General features: G+C 47.5%; 13 protein-coding genes. 5 read left to right on the plus strand and 8 right to left on the minus strand.

What is annotated here, in order from left to right:
• Positions 1-6: 6 nt before the first annotated feature.
• Positions 7-687 (minus strand): thiaminase II, encoded by a 681-nt coding sequence (gene tenA / locus ACN0W5_RS08255; protein WP_417453676.1) that lies wholly within the window; start codon positions 685-687, stop codon positions 7-9.
• Between the two features lie 77 nt (positions 688-764).
• Positions 765-1079 (minus strand): ferredoxin family 2Fe-2S iron-sulfur cluster binding protein, encoded by a 315-nt coding sequence (locus ACN0W5_RS08260; protein ID WP_417453677.1) that lies wholly within the window; start codon positions 1077-1079, stop codon positions 765-767.
• A gap of 429 nt (positions 1080-1508) precedes the next feature.
• Between ACN0W5_RS08260 and ACN0W5_RS08265 the strand changes: the two genes are divergently transcribed.
• Both ACN0W5_RS08265 and ACN0W5_RS08270 read left to right on the plus strand, forming a co-directional pair.
• Complete coding sequence (locus ACN0W5_RS08265; protein ID WP_417453678.1) at positions 1509-2522, plus strand: TAXI family TRAP transporter solute-binding subunit; 1014 nt, start codon at positions 1509-1511, stop codon at positions 2520-2522.
• A gap of 137 nt (positions 2523-2659) precedes the next feature.
• Complete coding sequence (locus ACN0W5_RS08270; RefSeq protein ID WP_417453679.1) at positions 2660-4690, plus strand: TRAP transporter permease; 2031 nt, start codon at positions 2660-2662, stop codon at positions 4688-4690.
• Positions 4691-4739: 49 nt separating this feature from the next.
• On the opposite strand, the gene ACN0W5_RS08275 is transcribed toward ACN0W5_RS08270, so the two are convergent.
• The 4 genes from ACN0W5_RS08275 to cysE all read right to left on the minus strand — a co-directional run bounded on the left by ACN0W5_RS08275 (position 4740) and on the right by cysE (position 8670).
• Entirely contained in the window at positions 4740-5933 is a 1194-nt protein-coding gene (locus ACN0W5_RS08275) for an aminotransferase class V-fold PLP-dependent enzyme (RefSeq protein WP_417453680.1), read from the minus strand.
• Positions 5934-6042: 109 nt separating this feature from the next.
• A complete protein-coding gene (locus ACN0W5_RS08280; protein WP_417453681.1) occupies positions 6043-7155 on the minus strand; it encodes a cysteine desulfurase family protein in 1113 nt (370 codons plus the stop codon).
• Between the two features lie 144 nt (positions 7156-7299).
• A complete protein-coding gene (locus ACN0W5_RS08285) occupies positions 7300-7770 on the minus strand; it encodes an Rrf2 family transcriptional regulator (protein WP_417453682.1) in 471 nt (156 codons plus the stop codon).
• A gap of 120 nt (positions 7771-7890) precedes the next feature.
• Positions 7891-8670: a serine O-acetyltransferase gene (gene cysE, locus ACN0W5_RS08290; RefSeq protein WP_417453683.1), complete on the minus strand. Its 780-nt coding sequence runs from the start codon at positions 8668-8670 to the stop codon at positions 7891-7893.
• 255 nt (positions 8671-8925) lie between these two features.
• On the opposite strand from cysE, the gene ACN0W5_RS08295 reads away from it, so the two are divergent.
• Positions 8926-9579 carry an alpha/beta hydrolase gene (locus ACN0W5_RS08295; RefSeq protein WP_417431478.1) on the plus strand — a complete coding sequence of 218 codons (654 nt, stop codon included), beginning with the start codon at positions 8926-8928 and terminating at the stop codon, positions 9577-9579.
• Between the two features lie 124 nt (positions 9580-9703).
• Here the strand turns inward: ACN0W5_RS08295 and ACN0W5_RS08300 are convergent, their stop codons facing one another.
• Entirely contained in the window at positions 9704-10774 is a 1071-nt protein-coding gene (locus tag ACN0W5_RS08300; protein WP_417453684.1) for an anhydro-N-acetylmuramic acid kinase, read from the minus strand.
• 178 nt (positions 10775-10952) lie between these two features.
• Here ACN0W5_RS08300 and tyrS point away from each other — a divergent pair, with 178 nt between their 5' ends.
• On the plus strand, positions 10953-12221 hold the full coding sequence (gene tyrS / locus ACN0W5_RS08305) for a tyrosine--tRNA ligase (RefSeq protein ID WP_417453685.1): 1269 nt from the start codon (positions 10953-10955) through the stop codon (positions 12219-12221).
• A 165-nt stretch (positions 12222-12386) separates the two neighbouring features.
• Here tyrS and ACN0W5_RS08310 read toward each other — a convergent pair whose 3' ends face one another.
• A complete protein-coding gene (locus ACN0W5_RS08310) occupies positions 12387-15671 on the minus strand; it encodes an AsmA-like C-terminal domain-containing protein (protein ID WP_417453686.1) in 3285 nt (1094 codons plus the stop codon).
• 129 nt (positions 15672-15800) lie between these two features.
• Here ACN0W5_RS08310 and ACN0W5_RS08315 point away from each other — a divergent pair, with 129 nt between their 5' ends.
• The gene (locus tag ACN0W5_RS08315; RefSeq protein ID WP_417453687.1) at positions 15801-18758 is read left to right on the plus strand and encodes a bifunctional [glutamine synthetase] adenylyltransferase/[glutamine synthetase]-adenylyl-L-tyrosine phosphorylase; all 2958 of its coding nucleotides are present in this window, start codon (positions 15801-15803) and stop codon (positions 18756-18758) included.
• The last annotated feature ends 62 nt before the right edge of the window (positions 18759-18820 follow it).

Here is an 18820-nt window from a genome sequence, read left to right on the forward strand (position 1 = left end):
CTTATTTTACATAGCCCCTGTCATACCCATTTCCCAAAACCCGGCTTCCAGTCTGGTTGCCGTAGAAAAGGTATTACACAGATCCTTCCAGCGTCCTGAATTCTGATAATCTTCACCCAGTCGAGACATCGCAACCCGTTCCAGCTGTCCATAAGCACCAGCAGCCGCTTGCTGATACTCGCTGGAAGCATACATTTCAATCCACGGTCGATAAGGGTTATTTTCCATATCTGAGACGTGATCATCAGCCAGACGCGACCCGATTTCGGCATAGCCCATCACACATGGGGCTAACGCCACCAGAAGGTCTAGAATATCACCGGACAGGCCGCGCTCCATCACATAGCGGGTATAAGCAAGGTTTGCAGATGCTTCCTTAACGGCTTCCAGAACTTCTTTTTCAATGCCCCATTCAGCACAATAACTGATGTGTAACTGCATTTCGTCGTTCAACAACGCATTCATCGTTGCCGCGGCTTGACGCATATCGTCCAGATTATCGCTTTTGAAAACGGCCAGTGCATAGGCGCGGCCAAAGTTAATCAAGAACAGATAATCCTGAATGAGATAATGCTTAAAAGCCTCTTCCGGCAATGTCCCTTCGCCCATCCCCTGAACAAAGGGGTGATAAACATAAGACGACCAGTCATCTGGGCATTGAGCTTTGAGATCTTCGTAGAAAGACATGATTTGGTTATTTCAATCGCGAAATTTTAAATAAGAAAAAAGCGGTTTGAGAACCAAACCGCCGTATAAAACATGACTTAGAGAGCGTCTGGAAGTTTAACCTTAAGGCCATCCAACTCTTCAGTAATGATTAACTGACATCCCAAGCGCGATGTTTCTGTCAAATTGAAAGCAAGATCAAGCATATCTTCTTCGTCTTCTGATACGTCTTCCAGCTTTCCATACCAACTGGGGTCAAGAACCACATGACAGGTTGCACAGGCTAATGAACCTTCGCAAGCACCCTCGATATCAATATCATTACGTTGAGCAATTTCGAGAACGGAAAGCCCAAGTGGTGCATCCACTTCTTTTTCTGTTCCGTCATTTTCGACAAAAGTCATCTTTGGCATCTGCCAATTCTCCTAACAAAACCGCGATCTGCCATCATTCAAATGCGGCAGTTACGGCAATACCCGAATATTCCAGCCTATATACGCTGCCTGAGGCTATTTTGGGAAGTTTTTTTCATCATCTGCTTGCGGAATAACGACCCACAAAGTCCATTACAAACATTTTAGGGCTTTTAACCCCGACCCAAACGCTCGCTTTACAAGTGCTCGTATACCGTTTTTACTTTTTTCAGGGTAATTTAAAAACTTTTGTTGTGCATTTGCGACACAAAAACTACCCTAATACAGCAATAATAAGTAACTATAACTCAAAACCAATCCAAACGTTTAATTCCACAACATAAAAATCAAAGCTGCCATTAATACTATCCGGCAATCCGATATTATTAATGGTAACAATACGTGGTCCATTTGAGGAGGAAATCAAGAATGAAATTTACAGCCAAAAAAATGGCCGCAGGCATACTGACTGCGACCGCTTTGACCTTGGGGGCAGTCTCTGCTCAGGCCCAGGAAATTAACTTCTTTACCATTGGTACAGGTGGCACAGCCTATACCTATTATCCAGTTGGCGGTGTGATTGCCAATGCTATTTCCAAGCCACCGGGATCTCGTCCTTGTGAAGAAGGCGGTAGCTGTGGTGTAGATGGCTTGATCGCCTCTGCTGTATCATCACGCGGCTCTGTTGATAACATCAATGCCGTTCTTTCTGGCCTCAGAAATTCTGGTTTCGCCCAGTCTGATGTTGCCTATTGGGCCTACACAGGCACAGGCACAATGGAAGGCAAAGATCCAGCAACAAAGTTGCGTTCAATCGCAGCCTTGTTCGAAGAACATATCCATCTGGTTGCTCTTGATAAAAGCGGCATCAACTCTGTCGCGGATCTAAAGGGCAAGCGCGTTTCGTTGGATGAGCCGGGTTCTGGAACCTACGTTGATGCAGGACTTATTCTAGAAGCTAACGGTCTGGCTCTGGATGACGTTACCGCAGAAGCATTAAAAGGGAATGCTGCCGCAGAAGCACTCAGAAACGGCAAAATTGATGCCTTCTTTGTTGTTGCTGGCTACCCAACGGGTTCACTTGTGGAATTAGCATCTGCCGACGACATCAAGCTTGTCCCAATCGATGGTAAAGGTGCCCAGGCATTGGCCGAAAAATATGGCTTCTTTTCACAAAGCGTAATCCCATCAGGCGCTTATGAAGGCGTCGAAGAAACACCAACTGTTGCTGTCGGGGCTCAGTGGTATACTTCTGCTGACCAAGACGAAGAACTGATTTATCAAATTACCAAAGCTCTTTGGAACGATAAATCACGAAAATTGCTGGATGTTGGGCACTCCAAAGGCAAAACAATTACGCTTGAAACCGCGCTTTCAGGTATTGGTGTGCCAGTTCACCCAGGTGCAGAGCGTTATTACAAAGAAGTTGGCCTTATCAAATAAACCAACTTCTGTTCAAACGTTTCCCTCAATCGGAAGCGTTCAAAAACAACCCAAGGTCCCGGAATTATACTCTATGATTTCGGGACCTTGGTTCAATAAAAACGGGAACCAACCCCGATAACAAAGGAAAACACGACATGGGTGGCGAAAATTTAACAGTAGAACAACTGGCTGAAATAGAAGAAAAATACGATCCTGAAATGGCCTTTCGCCCAACCGGACGTATGATCACTTATTTGGTTACCCTGTTATTGGTTTCCATGTCTGTTTACCACTTTTATGCTTCTGGCTTTGCTCTCATTCGCGAAGTTCTACACCGGGGCATTCATCTCTCTTTTGTTCTAAGCCTTGTGTTTTTGCTTTTTGGATTTCGTAAAGAGTTCGGTAAAACTCCACAAACAGGCTTCTTCTATTTTAACGGCGTTTCATTTCTCGATTTAATTTTTGCTGTTCTTGCAGTGATCACCGCCCTCTACCTCCCACTCCTTCCGCCTGAACAGCTTGCAACGAGAGTGGGTAATCCTTCGCAAAACGATGTTTTGATGGGGACTGCGCTCTTAATATTAACGTTAGAAGCAGCAAGACGCTCGGTCGGGCCGACATTACCAATTATCGGGCTGATTTTTATACTCTTTGCTCTATTTGGTCCCTTTGCCCCCGGTGCTTTAAAACACGGTGGCACAAGTTGGGCCGGGTTAATTAATCACCTCTATCTAACCAATCAGGGGATTTACGGTATCGCCATTGGCGTCATGGCCCAGTATGTCTTTCTCTTTATTCTTTTTGGTGTTCTGGCAACACGTATCGGATTGGGCCAACTATTTATCGATCTTGCCATGGTCATTGCCGGGCGCTATTCCGGCGGACCGGCAAAGGTCGCGATTTTTTCATCCGCTTTTATGGGGACAATTTCAGGGTCTTCCATCGCCAATACGGTCACAACGGGTGCATTGACAATCCCCGCGATGAAACGGGTCGGGTATCCTCCACATTTTGCAGGGGCGGTTGAAGCAACCGCATCAACCGGCGGTCAAATAACCCCGCCTATCCTTGGCGCCGCAGCCTTTATTATGGTTGAATATCTGGAAATACCACTCCGCGACATTCTCGCCGCGGCTCTTTTCCCTGCCCTGTTACATTACTTCGGTATATTTATCATGGTTCACCTCGAAGCCAAAAAGCTTGGCCTTAAAGGTTTATCCAAAGATGAACTACCCAAAGCTGTCTTGGTTTTGAAACAGCACTGGTTATCAATTATACCTCTCGCGATCCTCGTTTATCTTATATTGAGCGGTAAAACCCCTGATTTTGCGGCCGTTTACGGAATTATAGCCTGTGTTGTTGTCGGTTTTTTAAATCCCGTCAATCGGCTTACCTTGAAAGACTTGTGGAACGCACTTTCTCTTGGTGCGAAAAACACCTTAGCTGTTGGTGCAGCCGCGGCCTGTGTCGGCATAATCGTCGGCGTTGTTACCTTAACGGGCGTTGGTTTTCGCTTAGGCTACGTTGTTATACAAACGGCTACAGATCTTGGTAATCTTGTTGGCAACATATGGCCCTTGTCTTATTTTGCCATTGAACAGTGGGCATTGTTTTTTACGCTTATTCTTATCGCGCTATCCTGCATTATTATGGGCGCGGGCATTCCGACCACAGCCACCTATATTATTTTGGTTGCAGTCGCAGCTCCCGCCCTTGCACAACTCCAGATACAGCCCTTGGTTTCCCACTTCTTTGTCTTCTACTACGGGGTCTTGGCAGACATTACGCCGCCCGTTGCGCTCGCGGCCTATGCGGCAGCTGGAATAGCCGGGTCCAACCCTTTTCAAACAGGAAACACCGCTTTTAGATTGGGCATTGCAAAAGCACTGGTTCCGTTCATTTTTGTTTATTCCCCTGCCTTATTGCTTGTCGCAGACGGTTTCACCTGGACCGCATTTACGATCACACTTGCGGGTGCGATGATGGGAATTAGTTTGATAGGGATGTCCTTTGCTGGCTACTTTCTTGCCCCTCTCAGCACAATACAACGCTGGTGGATCGGCTTGGTTTCCTTGCTATTCATTGCACCTGGGTTAGAGACAATGGGCATTGGCATTTTGCTTTTCGCCCCCATTCTTCTGGCACAATTAAAACAACGCAGAAGCCCGATGCCTGAAACCAATTAACGGTCTAGACAGATATAAGGCCCAAAATAAGACGAGATAAGACAGAATTTTATTCCGCTGATGACCGCATTTTCTTTACCGTAGATGCCAAAACTTCTACGGCTTCATCAACTTCTTCTTCTGTTGTGAAGCGGCCGAACCCGATGCGTAACGAGGCCAGCGCCTCGTCGTCACTATGCCCAAGTGCTTTGAGAACATAGGACGGATCAAGATCAGCAGATGTACAGGCTGATCCCATTGACAGGGCCAACTTGGGTGCAGCCTTCATAAGGTCGGCCCCTGATATACCCTTGAAGGTTACATTAAGATTGCCAGGAATACGTTGATCTTCGTTACCATTAAAGCGTAAGTCATCGACCTTGGTCTCAAGAGCATTCTTAAATCGCATACTCAATGATGACAGGCGATCATATTCCGTAAACAAAGCTTCGTTCGCATATTGAGCAGCAGCCCCCAACCCCACACAAAGCGGTGTCGCCAATGTTCCTGAACGAAAGCCACGTTCTTGCCCGCCACCATCCATCAAGGGGTCTAAGCGGACACGCGGACGCCTGCGCACATAAAGCGCCCCGATACCTTTGGGACCATAAATTTTATGACCGGAGATACTCATCAGATCAATTTGCATCCGGTTCACATCCAAGGGGATTTTCCCAATCGCCTGTGCAGCATCGCTGTGGAACTTCGCGCCAACCTCTTTGCAGATTTCACCAATCCGGGTGAGATTTTGAATAACACCAATCTCGTTATTTACCGCCATCAGCGAAACAAGAGCTGTTTTTTCAGAGACGGTATCTTCCAACTGTTCCAAATCAATCAGACCGCCAGCATCAACAGGTAACCTCACCACCTCAAAGCCTTCGCGTTCCAACCGGGCCACAGATTCCAGAACACACTTATGCTCGGTTACTGCCGTGACAACCTGATCGCGCGGTATTCCTTTGGGATTATCCCGAATAAAACGTGCCGCGCCCTTAATAGCCAGATTATTTGATTCCGTTGCACCCGACGTAAAGACAATTTCCCGTGGATCAGCGCCAATCGCATCTGCAATCTGCTCTCTGGCTTTATCAACGACCTCTTCGGCTTCCCAGCCATAGGCGTGATCGACAGAATGTGGGTTGCCAAAGCTCTCGGTGAAATAGGGCATCATGTCCTTCACAACCCGTGGATCGGTCGGGGTTGTGGCCTGATAATCAAGATAAATAGGCTTTTCAGATCGGTTGGCTTTTAACTGTGGCATTTGTTTCTGGCTATTGTTTTCTGGTTATTGGTTTGGGACTGCAACATCATACGACAAAGCGGCGGTATACTATATGCTTAATCAAAGCAGTATTCTTAACTAGGTACCATTAATCAGGGCGCTCCCCTTTGCGTTTGAAAAGCGCAATCCAGGCATCCGCGAACTGGTCCAGATCAGTATCAGCGCTGGCCCACCCCGTAGAAATGCGGATCGCTTCACCAGCCGTTTTGTCATCTGCCCCCATAGCCTTTAGCACATGAGACGTCTGAACCTTGCCCGAAGAACAAGCGGAACCGGACGAAACAGCATAGCCTTCCAAATCCAGAACCATGAGCTGGGTATCCGACGGAACGCCCGGCATGGTTATAGTCGTCGTATTTGGCACGCGATCTACCTCTGCCCCGAACACACGCGCTGCCGGGGCAGCCGCCAACATTTTGCGTTCCATCTCATCCCGAAGGTATGACTTTTCTTGAATTTCGACCAAACCTTCACGAGATAGTTTGGCAGCAACCCCAAAACCCGCGATACCCGGCACATTTTCCGTACCGCCCCGGCGGCGACGTTCCTGCCCACCACCAAGTTGCTGAGATTTAATCTCTAGCCCCTTGCCGAGAATAAGGGCTCCAACGCCTTGTGGTCCCCCCATCTTGTGCGAGGAGATCGTTGTAAAGTCGATATTCAGTTCTTCACAGTTAATATCTGTCTTTCCCGCCGCCTGTACAGCATCACAATGAACCAATGCGCCTTTGGAATGCGCAAGGGATATAATCTCTTGCACGGGTTGCAGAACACCCGTTTCATTGTTCGCCATCATCACAGAAACCAACGTGTTTCCAGGATCAACAGCCAATAATTCTTCAAGTGCTTTCAAATCAATCCGACCATGCTGATCCACGGGAACTCTGATCGCACCTTCATGGACCTGCAAAACGGAATCGTGTTCGATGGAAGAAATCAAAACGCGGGATCTTTCCGCCCCGCGCAATGCCAGGTTATTGGCTTCCGTACCACCGGACGTAAAAACAACCCGGGCAGGTTTTGTGCCCATTAGGGATGCAATTTCCGCACGGGCGTCTTCGACCAATCGACGCGCAGATCGACCATAGGCATGAATAGATGACGGGTTACCCGTTTGCTTCATCGCCGCTGTCACAGCATCAATGGCTTCGGGGCGAACCGGTGCGGTTGCATTATAATCCAGATAAATCGGGCTGATCATAAAGAGACATCACATTCTTAAACAAATTAAACAGGGCTTAAACAAATAAACAAAGCTTTAATAAGCCCATACGGTTTTGGTTAGGGATTTTGGTCTGCCAGTATGCCTTTGACACAAAAGACTCGCATCTTTTATTAAGTTCTCTTATTGGGCCGCGACACCGTCATTGGGATCAAATGTCATAAACATATCTGCACCGGGATCAATCCGTCTCTCAATCACATCGGCTATCGACACCCCATGAAGGTAACGATAGATATGATTGGAAAGGCCTTGCCACAAATCATGCGTAACACATCTGCTTTTATCGCTGCGGCACCCATGGGGAGACATTGGGTTACAGGCCGTTGCCCTTATCGGTTCTTCAACCGCTTTGAAAATCTCGGCAATATCAGTATCTTTTGCATCCTTAGCCATGCGATAGCCGCCGCCGGGACCACGTATAGACATAACCAGCTTTTCGCGCCTAAGTTTTGCGAATAGCTGTTCAAGATAAGAAAGCGAAATTTCCTGTCTGTCCGCAATCTCTGCAAGGGACACCGGACGCTCATTGGCATAAAGAGCCAGATCAACCATCGCCATCACGGCATAACGACCTTTTGTGCTCAGTTTCACGGCCTTACTCTCCTACCATTATGGATAGTTTTCTTCCGAAACTATCCCGTCACTTTTGGTCAATAGCTTTTTGGCAGCGCATCACACCGACGTTACCCAGCGGGTAAGACTACCACTATTTTACGAAGAGGTTTTATCCCCAACGTCATCTTTCTTGTCATTCTCTGCCGTCTTTGTCAGTAGATTTTTTTGATAATCGTCCTGACCTTCCAGGGTATTCAATCGACTTCTCAGCGACTGGACCTCGTTCAATAGCCCTTCCAGTGTCTTTGCCACCGGATCGGGCACATCCCACGTTGGGGTACCATAGGCAACAAAGGGCTGATCTTCTACAACAGGGAACGTTGGTGTCGAAGGTCTGTCTTCTTTTGTATTCACGACCTTACCCGGAATACCAACAACTGTCGCACAATTGGGAACATCTTTGGTCACGACAGCATTGGCACCGATACGTGCGCATTTAGAGACTGTAATCGGCCCCAACACCTGTGCGCCTGATCCAACGATCACACCGCATTCCAATGTCGGATGCCTTTTTGTCCCCCGCTGACTATCAGAATCGACACTAGGGGCAACACCCCCCAAAGTCACGCCATGATAAAGCGTCACATTGTCACCAATGATAGAGGTTTCCCCAATAACCACACCCATGCCATGATCAATAAAGAAGCCTTTACCAATTGTCGCGCCGGGATGAATTTCAATACCCGTTACGACCCGTCCAATGTGGGACAGACAACGCGCCAATAAGCACCAATTACTGCGCCAGAGCTTGTTCGACAGGCGATGAAGCGTAACAGCCTGAAAGCCGGGGTAGCACAAAACCACTTCCATACGCGATCTCGCAGCGGGATCGCGAGACATCGTTGCGTCAATTTCGGCCTTAATTCTGTCGAACATCGGTTCGTTTCCTTGTGAACCTTTTTACTTTAATTGAAAAAGGTATTTGGCTCAGGGCAAGCACTGGCTTATATACAATGCATTGAAAACACATTGCACATTGCCTGCGATATAATTATCAAGATCGTCAGGGTCAAGTGTAACTATCGTGTTTAGACCAACCATCTTGGCTTACAAGCTTATGTTTTGGTCAGTCTAAACAGGTGTATGGCTGAAATAAAGCCTCGAAATTCGACGAAGGGGAACTGTGAGTGCATGCCTGATATTATTTTGAACGGTCCGGAAGGACGTCTCGAAGGACGCTATTTTCACAATCCAACACCAAACGCGCCCATTGCCTTGATGCTTCATCCGCATCCACAGCACGGCGGCACAATGAACAACAAAATCGTTTACACGATGTTCAACTCTTTCAAGGCACAGGGTTTTTCTGTTCTGCGCTTTAACTTCCGTGGCGTTGGCCGTTCACAGGGAACCTTCGACGAAGGTGAAGGCGAACTGTCTGATGCAGCATCCGCACTGGACTGGTTACAGTCTGTGAATGCCAATTCAAGCCAATGCTGGGTTTCCGGCTTTTCTTTTGGGGCTTGGATCAGCATGCAACTTTTGATGCGCCGTCCGGAAATTGATGGTTTTATCTCTATTGCCCCACCAGCAAACATGTTCGATTTCAGCTTTCTGGCGCCTTGCCCGTCATCTGGTCTGATTGTTCAGGGCGAACGCGATGACGTCGTCCCGGAATCTGCAACGTCGAAACTGGTTGATAAACTAAACGCACAAAAAGGTATCGCTATAGATTACCGCGTTGAGCCAACCGCCGGACACTATTTCGAAAACGAAATGGAAATCATCGACAGTCACATTCAAGACTATGTCAGCCAACGTTTGGTTGCGCCAGTTGAAGAGTAAGGGGCGAAGAATAAGAACTGAAAGATAAAACTGCGAAGTATTCTTTCAGAAAACTTTAAAGGCCGCTGAAGATTAAACATCTTCAGCGGCCTTTTTATTGGTATCAACAAAGAGTCTTCCGTATTTAAGCCGCGTGTAATACGCCGCCGAGGCAAGGTTCTGGGACCTTTGTTGTTGTTGGCAAAGACAATGGTAACTTCAACTGGCTGCGTTTGGCAAGGAAGGCAAAGGCTTGCGCTTCAAGAGCATCACCGTCCCATCCGACACGTTCCACAGGATCGACCGTTACACCTAATGCTGATCGTAACGCCTGCATCAGTACGGGGTTATGTCGGCCCCCGCCTGTTATCACCCATCGTTCTGGGCGGGTCGGCAGGAAGCTCACAATCTTTGCATTCACAGCAGCAGTGAATGCGGTCAGGGTCGCGGTGCCATCTTCTGGGTTCAAGCTTTGAACGGCATCCAAATTAAAATCATAACGATCCAGTGACTTTGGCGGGGCTTGATTAAAAAATCCATTGTTGAGCATTGTGTTCAAAACTGTTGCATTCACCTTGCCTTTGGCCGCAATCTTTCCCCCTTCGTCCATTGATTGTCCGAAATGCTTTTGAACCCAATCATCAATCAAGCCATTCCCGGGGCCAGTATCACAGGCAAGAACAGTACCATCAGGGTCGAGATAAGTGATATTGGAAACACCGCCGATATTGAGCACAACAAGCGGCTTTTCTAACTCCTGCGCTAATGCCTGATGATAAAGCGGTGCAAAGGGAGCACCCTCTCCACCCGCCGCGACATCTGCTTTGCGAAAATCATTCACCACAGGAATACAAGACAGCTTGGCGAGAAGATCGCCATCTCCAATCTGGATTGTTATGCGTCGGGATGGATCATGAAATGTCGTCTGTCCATGAAAACCGATAAGCTCTACGTCATTAGGAGCCAAATTGGCTTTGTCTAAGAGCGCCATCACAGCGTCATAATGCCACCGGGTCATCTGTACCTCAGCGTCCCGTACGTCCTTGCCCTCGCCCATGACACCTTCAAGCAAAGAACGCTGTTCGGGGCTATAACTATAGCTCAGCGTGGCCCCGGTTTCTGTGACGCTTTGCCCATCACTTTTGATTAAGGCAGCATCAATACCATCCATGGACGTTCCGCTCATCAATCCTAGAAGCCACTTATCTGCACCCATTTGCCTCGCCTTATCTTTCAAATCTAATGGACCTTCTGCCCATTGTTTATACTCCCCTTGTCTCAGGGGCCATTGTTTCAGGGAAATGATTGTGGTAAATCCCAGCGGCTACGGCAAGAGGCACATTGTCTCTTGGCCACTATTTTTATGACCTTTTTCGAAACAAGCGAGAGTTACAATGACTGCGCCACAAAAAACCGATCTCCGTTCAGAATTCCTTCGTGAACTGAGCGCACGCGGTTATATCCATCAATGTACGGATATGGAAGCCCTGGATTCCAAACTCGAAAAAGGTCCAATTGCAGCTTATATCGGCTTTGACTGTACAGCAGATTCCCTGCATGTCGGCAGTCTTGTTCAGATCATGCTGTTGCGCTGGCTCCAGAAAACTGGTCACAAGCCGATCGTTTTGATGGGTGGCGGCACCAGTAAAGTTGGCGACCCGTCTTTTAAAGACGAAGCCCGCAAGCTGATCACTGAAGAAGAAATCCAGCATAATATGGATGGTATCAAAAAGGTATTCTCCAAATACCTGACCTTTGGTGACGGCCCGACAGATGCGGTTATGGTCAACAATGCCGATTGGCTCGACAACATTAACTACTTAGAATTCCTGCGCGATTACGGCGTTCATTTTTCGGTCAACCGGATGTTGAGTTTTGATTCTGTAAAGCTGCGTCTCGACCGCGAACAATCCCTGTCGTTCCTGGAATTTAACTACATGATCCTGCAAGCCTATGATTTCATGGAACTGAACAAGCGTCGGGACTGTCTGCTACAAATGGGTGGCTCAGACCAATGGGGCAACATTGTTAATGGTGTGGATTTAACCCGCCGTATCAGCCAGAACGAAGTGTACGGTCTCACCTCACCACTGCTGACCACATCATCCGGCGTCAAGATGGGTAAAACCGTCGGTGGCGCAGTATGGCTGAACGAAGAACGCCTGTCGGTCTATGATTTCTGGCAGTACTGGCGCAACACCGAAGATGCCGATGTCGGTCGCTTCCTACGTCTTTTCACTGAACTCTCCGAAGCGGAAATTCAAAAGCTGGAAGCGATGCAAGGTGCAAATATCAACGAAGCGAAAAAAGTACTCGCGACGGAAGCAACACGTCTGTGCCACGGGCTTGAAGCGGCTGAAGCTGCTGCGGAAACAGCGCGCAAAGCCTTTGAAGAGCGCAGCATGAGTGCGGATCTGCCAAGCCATGATATTGAAAAATCACGCTTGGAAGAAGGGATTCCTGCCTTCCTTTTGTTTAAGGAAATCGGTCTGGCAAATAGTAACAGCGAAGCCCGCAAGCTCATCAAAGGCGGCGGTGGACGCTTAAACGATGTTCAAATCAAAGATGACAGTCTTCCTATTAGCCTGTCAGATCTGAACGACGAAGGGTCGATCAAAATCTCTGCAGGCAAGAAAAGACATATTCTGGTTAAGCCTGCTTAAGCCGAGGAAATTACTGCTGACAATTTCCACTTGGTAATGTTAAAGGGCTGCTAATTTAGCAGCCCTTTTTGCCTATTGGCCCAATGTCTTTTTTCTAATTCGGGGTATTTCTAATCCGAGGTATTTAATCTAAACAAAGACAAGGTCATCTAAGCAAAACAAGGCCTAGTCTTCTGGCTTCGTTCCGTCTAAAGGTTCTTTTTTCTTCTCGGGCTTCTTTTCTGTCGTTGGGGTCGCGTTCCCAAAGATATTCCGTAAAAATCCGGGCGCCAGACCTGAAAGTGGATTAATAGAAACTTCAGGTTCTTCCAGATCGCCCTTCAGGCTATAATTGAAGGCAACAATACCCTGTCCGTCACCCCCGGTCAGAATGTCACCCAAAATAGGAATGCCACCAATAATACGGTTAATGGTATAGGCAGGCACAATCGTGCCGTTCAGCGCAACCAATTTCCTGTTTGTATCAACTTCTCCCTTGGCCGTCAGACCAATAGAAGACGAATAGAGCTTAATCAGATCACTGCGCAGTAAACCGTTCTGAAGGGTGAAATCACCTTTGAGTTCATTAAAAGCGATCCCTTCGGTCGTCAACGTTGTGACTGGACCAGTCAAAGACGCAAAGGCCAGCATTTTTGCAAGCGTTGGCGCCTTAACCAGTCGCAAACCACGCGCCTCAATATTCCCTTTTAACAGGCTTTCGCTGCGGTAGTTCTCGGCAATTCCAGTAACCTGAAGCGAACCGCCCTGAACAGTATCTTGAACATCAAGCGCCCGTAACATCGCACCAAAATCATTGGCTGTAATATTTAATCCCTGCCGACCATCTTCAAGCGGTTGATAGGCCATAGAGAAAGTGCGCTTGACGTTTTCAGTTTCCGGATTGGCTTTTGCCCCCTCTGCATACCAAAGCTCTTTTGGTATTTCGCCGGAAAACTGCATACGTTTCCAGCCTTCGGGTTCTTTATCAAGCCACAGCGACGCATTGCGGAAAAACCGACCTTCGGCCATGTATATTGCATCTAGGTTTTCTGCAATCACGCTAATGGGCGCTGTCTGTTTTTCATCTTCGTCAACGTTGGCATCCTTAACCTCAATCTCACCACTCTCTGACTTAAGCGGATCGGCCTTGGCATCTTCTTCGTTGCTATCGTCACCGATAAACCATTCAGCATCCAAAACGCCACCACCAATGACAATCGACGGTTTATCAGATGATAAATCAGCCTGAACATCTGTTAGCAAAGAGTTGCCCAACTGAAACTGATCAAGATCAGCTTTCGCAATCGTGCCATCAATCAGTGACAATTCGCCCTCTGCCGCGAAATCATTTGCTTCCAGATTAAAACTGTCAATGTGTTGGGCTTCACCATCATTCAACGAAACAATGGCTTGTATCTGCCCCGGATCGCCTGGTTGTTTGAAGTAATTCAGGTCTTCAATTTTCAACAGGGCATCTTGTAAATTCGCCGCGATCTGAACAACGCCTGTATCATCGACTTTGTTTTCCAGTGCCAAAGAAAGCGAAACCGGACCATCCAGATAATCAGAAACAGGAATACCCAGCTTTGACAGACCATCTGGTTCAATACGCGGAATATCTGCTTTCAGGTTTGTTCTGATCGTAACGTCACTGCCAAACTGTTCCTTCCAATCCACGGTCATCGGAATGTCAGCCAGTAAAAGCGGCCCCGTGACGTGCATTCCTTCTCTGGTAACATTGAGCTGCAAGTCACCGTCTGTTGCATCGTGTCCGTTATAAATCTTACCGATCCGTGCCTCTTTGATCTCTGCCGAGGCATCTATGGACATATCTTTAAACTTAAGATCTTTTAACAGTAGAAAAGCAAAATCAACGGCAACAGCCGCCTTACCACTTGTTTCTTCCGGCTTGATGCCAAGTTCATCAATGAGCCTCAGGTTTTCGCTATTCAGAATGGACAATGCCGTGTTTACAGGTCCTTCAACTGCGGTTTGAATGGCAATATGCTCTTCTTCAATATCCAGCCCGGTTATTTCAATGGTCGACGGCAACACCGACATATCTTCCAGCTTGCCGCCTTCGGTAAACAGAGACAGCCCATCGGCACGTACTTTAGCTGTACCAGAAACATCTTTGACTGGTGGCAAAGGCCGTAGATAGTGCACATCCAGGTCGCGATACTTCATGCTGCCGTCCAGTGACACCAGCTTGGCCTGTTCAAAATCCCCCGCAGGAATATCCAAAACCGCTTTGACAACAGCCTCTTCGGCAATGCCCGTTTTGATATTATCCGTAATCCATTCCCGGGCATCTGTCGCCATAGGCTCTGGCCAATAGAGGGCAAGGTCATCAACAGGAACTTCGACGGCCTTAACACCAGCAAGAACCTGCATATCGCCGTCTAATCCTGAAACGGAACCGGCCACGGAAAGCTGCGGTCCTTTTTCCCCTTCCGGTCCAAAATTGATCGCGGCATTATCAACAGTAAGTTTTTGATTACTGCGGCTGTAGCTCCCTTTCAGGAAAAGCCCCTGAACAGGAAGCGGCGGTACTTTAAGGTCAGGGATTTCAATTGTTCCACTCCCGCCAGAAATTTCAAATCGGCTCCGCCCAAATTCCCCCTGTACATTCACAGACGTCGCAACTGAGGCCGCGAGAGGAATTTCAAAGGTTTCCAATCCCGCAAGAGCTGGATCCAGTTGCGCCAAAGTAGGAGGATTAATCCCGGCGATTTGAAACGCAAGATCAACAACCTGAAGCTCGCTATCATAAACAAAAGCGCCATTTAAAATCGCTTCTTCGTCGGCAATATCAACGGTTAAATCAATATCCCCCTGCAAACCAAGTTTGTCGCGACGAATACTGATATTCGCATAGGGAACGTCAAAGATCATGCCCAGCTTGCGATCATCAATCTGCATTTTTGCGCCAACAATCTGCAACTGATTGAAATAGGCCAGCGGGTGTCCAGCCTCGCGCTCTGCCATTAGATTATCAAGGATTTCTGGCAGAGCATCACCAAAGCTCTGGCCATTTTCATCATCCTCGCTATCCAGAGCGTCATCAATTTCAAAATGACCATCTTCAGCCCGAACAAGCTTTAATTCTGGTCCAATAATATCAACCCCAGTGGGGACGACGTTTCCACGAACCAAAGCACCAGCGTCCAAATCTACCCCCATCAAAGGAATAGCCGCTATAATACGCGAAGAACCATCCAAAAGCCGGACATTAGCAACTTGAATTGCAATAGCCCGTTCTTTTGGCAGCCAAACAAGGACTGTTGTATCCACATCCAGCCGTATTTCCCGGTCAGGGTCGTCAAAGGCCTCTTCCACATAAGGGGTTAGGAAATCAAGCTGCACGGGGCCGGAAGAAAGGCGCCAGATGGCAATACCCGCCAAAACCGCAGACAGCACAAGCAAGGCCGCGATAACTTCCAGAATAACTACAGATGTTTTACGAATCATACGTCGAGAGAGCTCCGCACAAGCACAACAGTTGTCAGGCGATTAGAATAGGGCATATATTTACGAACGGTTACTCTTGACCATTTTCTACAGCCTTTGCACTGTACTCGAAACAAGCTAGCGGCGCTCATGATACTTTCATTTTCCTATTCCGAAGAAACTTTACCCAAAATATCCTGTTCCAACAGGGCCGAACGCGGCTTCTCTAACTGGAATGAACGTATCGAGCGTATCGAAAATTCTGATTTAAAGCAGGATCTTATCCACTTCCAAGAGATTCCGAAAGTGAAATCGCTGCTTGCAGCTGTCTTCTCAAACAGCCCTTATCTTTCCGATTGCCTTCTGAGAGATATGGAATTCCTCTGCCAGCTTTTAAAGCAGGGACCTGAAAAAAGTCTGACAACTATCCATCACGACCTTTTGCAGAACGTGGCAATTTCGACGGACCGTCAACAGGTTATGGGGGAACTCCGTCGGGCAAAAAAAAGAGCATCTTTGGCCATTGGGTTCGCAGATATCACAGGACAATGGACCGATCGGCGTGTTGTAGAGGAACTTACCGGCTTTGCATCTACAGCAATTTCAACCGCAATTTCCCATTTGTTATTGGAATTACACGAACGTGGACAAATTGAGCTTAAAAATCCTGACCTGCCCGAAGACGATTGTGGGTATGTTGTCATGGCCATGGGAAAACTGGGCGCTTGGGAGCTAAACTACTCGTCAGATATTGACCTCATCATCCTCTATGATCCCGAAAAAATCAGCTATCTTCACCATCGCGGCGTACAAGAAGGAATGGTGCGAATGACGAGAGATTTGGTGCGTTGTCTGGATGATCGAACCAAAGATGGCTATGTTTTCCGAACCGACCTTCGCCTCAGGCCAGACCCCAGCGCAACGCCATTGGCACTCTCGTTCAATGCCGCTATGACCTATTATGAAACGACGGGTCTCAATTGGGAACGCTGTGCCATGATCAAAGCCAACCCTATCGCCGGAGATGAAGAACTCGGTCAGCGCTTTATCAATGAAATCAAACCCTTTGTTTGGCGCAAGCACCTCGATTTTGCGGCAATTAACGATATCCACGCGATCAAAAGGCAAATTTATGCCCACAAGGGGGGCAGCAAGATTGCCATCAAAGGGCACAACATCAAACTTGGGCGAGGTGGTATTCGTGAAATAGAGTTTTTTGCGCAAACCCAACAGCTTATTTGGGGGGGGCGAAATCAGGATTTACGAAGTAAATCAACAGTGTTCGCTTTGGAACAACTTCACAAAGCCCATCTGATTTCGCTTAAAGTGCTTCAAGATATGACCGAAGCTTACTGGTTTCTACGCCGTGTCGAAAATAGGTTACAGATGGTAGATGACCAACAAACCCAATTTTTGCCAGATACAGACGAAGAACTAGCAGATATCTCAGCTTTCCTGGGGTACGATAATGCAGATGAATTCAGCGAAGAATTATCAAGCCACCTTCATGTCGTCGAAAATTATTACGCAGCTCTGTTTGAAGAAGATCATACCCAGCACGACACTACAAAAAATCTGGTCTTTACAGGACAAGAAGCAACACCAGTGTTACTTACAGAATTGGAAAATATCGGTTTTCAAGATGGTGCGCGTGTTTTTCAAATCATCACAAAGTGGAAACAAGGAAAATATCGGGCTGTACGATCCGAACGTTCTCGACGATTGATCACGGAAATTGTTCCGGTTCTGTTAGAAGCATTTGGAAAATCTTCGGCACCGGATACCGCTTTAAACAAGTTCGATGACTTCTTGTCTGGTCTACCGACCGGGGTCCAACTTTTTTCTATGCTGCAAACAAACCCCAATCTGCTGGATCTATTAGCTGAAATCATGGGAGCTGCCCCTGCTCTCGCAGACCGTCTCAGCAATTCCCCTGCATTGTTAGAAGCCGTTTTGAGTGATGATTTTTTTAACCCCTTGCCCGAATTACCAGACTTGCAAAATCAACTGGAACATTTGCTCGAAGAAGCTCGCGATTTTCAAGACATTCTCGATGAGACCCGTCGATGGGCAAATGATCAAAAGTTCCGTATCGGACTTCAGATTCTGAGAACAACCTGTTCCATCGAACGTTCCAGCAAAGACCTTTCCAACATTGCCGAAACCAGTATTACGTCGTTACTGCCGCACGTCCAAAGCGAACTGCAAAAAAGGCATGGCGAAATACCCAAAAGCAATTTTGCCATTCTGGCCATGGGTAAACTTGGCTCGCAGGAAATGACCGTCACATCAGATCTCGATCTGATCAGCCTCTATAATCTCGAAGAGAAAGATAGCCATTCTAACGGGGACCGTCCGCTTGACCCGACACAATACTTTGCCCGCCTGACCCAGCGATTTACTAACTCTTTGAACGTCATGACACCCGAAGGGCGTCTGTATGAAATCGATATGCGCCTACGCCCTTCCGGTGGTTCTGGTCCGCTGGCTTTATCCCTAGAAGCATTTGAAAAATACCAACGGAACGAAGCTTGGACATGGGAACATATGGCCCTGACCCGCGCCAGAGCCATCGGGTACAATCAGGCATTCTGTGATCAGATCAACCGCGTCATACAATCGATACTTTGCACGGAAAGAGACCCGCAAAAACTTGTCGATGACATCGCCAACATGCGCCAACGCATCGCCCGGGAAAAACCAGCCCAGAACGATTGGGACATCAAACTTGTCGATGGCGGACTGATTGATCTGGAGTTTTTAAGCCAATATCTGCAACTAAGATATGCGCACACTGACCCATCAATATTACACAGCAACACCAAACAGGCTTTCAAACAGCTGTGCAAAGCCGGGATTATCAGCTCAGCAGACACTTCCGATCTGTGCGATGCCTTTGACCTGTTCCATCAATTGCAAAACCTCTTTCGTCTCACCACAGGTGAATATCTGGATGAGGACAAAACATCCCCCGAAGTTTTATTCCGTCTTGCCAAAGCCTGTAACGAACCGGGTTTCCCAGAACTGAAAGAACGATACTTAAAGACAAAAGACCATGTATCGAGAATTTACAGGAAGACGATAGCTAAAAGAGCAGCACAAACATGAGCAACGAAACCTGTTTCATAATCACTCAACTTGAAAGAGCAAACCTTGTCATGATGGAATAC

The organism is Kiloniella sp. (genome assembly GCF_048270245.1).
In the GTDB taxonomy this organism is placed as follows: Bacteria; Pseudomonadota; Alphaproteobacteria; order Kiloniellales; family Kiloniellaceae; genus Kiloniella.

Coding starts and splice junctions, on each gene's coding strand:
- tenA (WP_417453676.1), bottom strand. CDS start 687: ATGTCTTTCTACGAAGATCTCAAAGCTCAATGCCCAGATGACTGGTCG.
- ACN0W5_RS08260 (WP_417453677.1), bottom strand. CDS start 1,079: ATGCCAAAGATGACTTTTGTCGAAAATGACGGAACAGAAAAAGAAGTG.
- ACN0W5_RS08265 (WP_417453678.1), top strand. CDS start 1,509: ATGAAATTTACAGCCAAAAAAATGGCCGCAGGCATACTGACTGCGACC.
- ACN0W5_RS08270 (WP_417453679.1), top strand. CDS start 2,660: ATGGGTGGCGAAAATTTAACAGTAGAACAACTGGCTGAAATAGAAGAA.
- ACN0W5_RS08275 (WP_417453680.1), bottom strand. CDS start 5,933: ATGCCACAGTTAAAAGCCAACCGATCTGAAAAGCCTATTTATCTTGAT.
- ACN0W5_RS08280 (WP_417453681.1), bottom strand. CDS start 7,155: ATGATCAGCCCGATTTATCTGGATTATAATGCAACCGCACCGGTTCGC.
- cysE (WP_417453683.1), bottom strand. CDS start 8,670: ATGTTCGACAGAATTAAGGCCGAAATTGACGCAACGATGTCTCGCGAT.
- ACN0W5_RS08295 (WP_417431478.1), top strand. CDS start 8,926: ATGCCTGATATTATTTTGAACGGTCCGGAAGGACGTCTCGAAGGACGC.
- ACN0W5_RS08300 (WP_417453684.1), bottom strand. CDS start 10,774: ATGGGTGCAGATAAGTGGCTTCTAGGATTGATGAGCGGAACGTCCATG.
- tyrS (WP_417453685.1), top strand. CDS start 10,953: ATGACTGCGCCACAAAAAACCGATCTCCGTTCAGAATTCCTTCGTGAA.
- ACN0W5_RS08310 (WP_417453686.1), bottom strand. CDS start 15,671: ATGATTCGTAAAACATCTGTAGTTATTCTGGAAGTTATCGCGGCCTTG.
- ACN0W5_RS08315 (WP_417453687.1), top strand. CDS start 15,801: ATGATACTTTCATTTTCCTATTCCGAAGAAACTTTACCCAAAATATCC.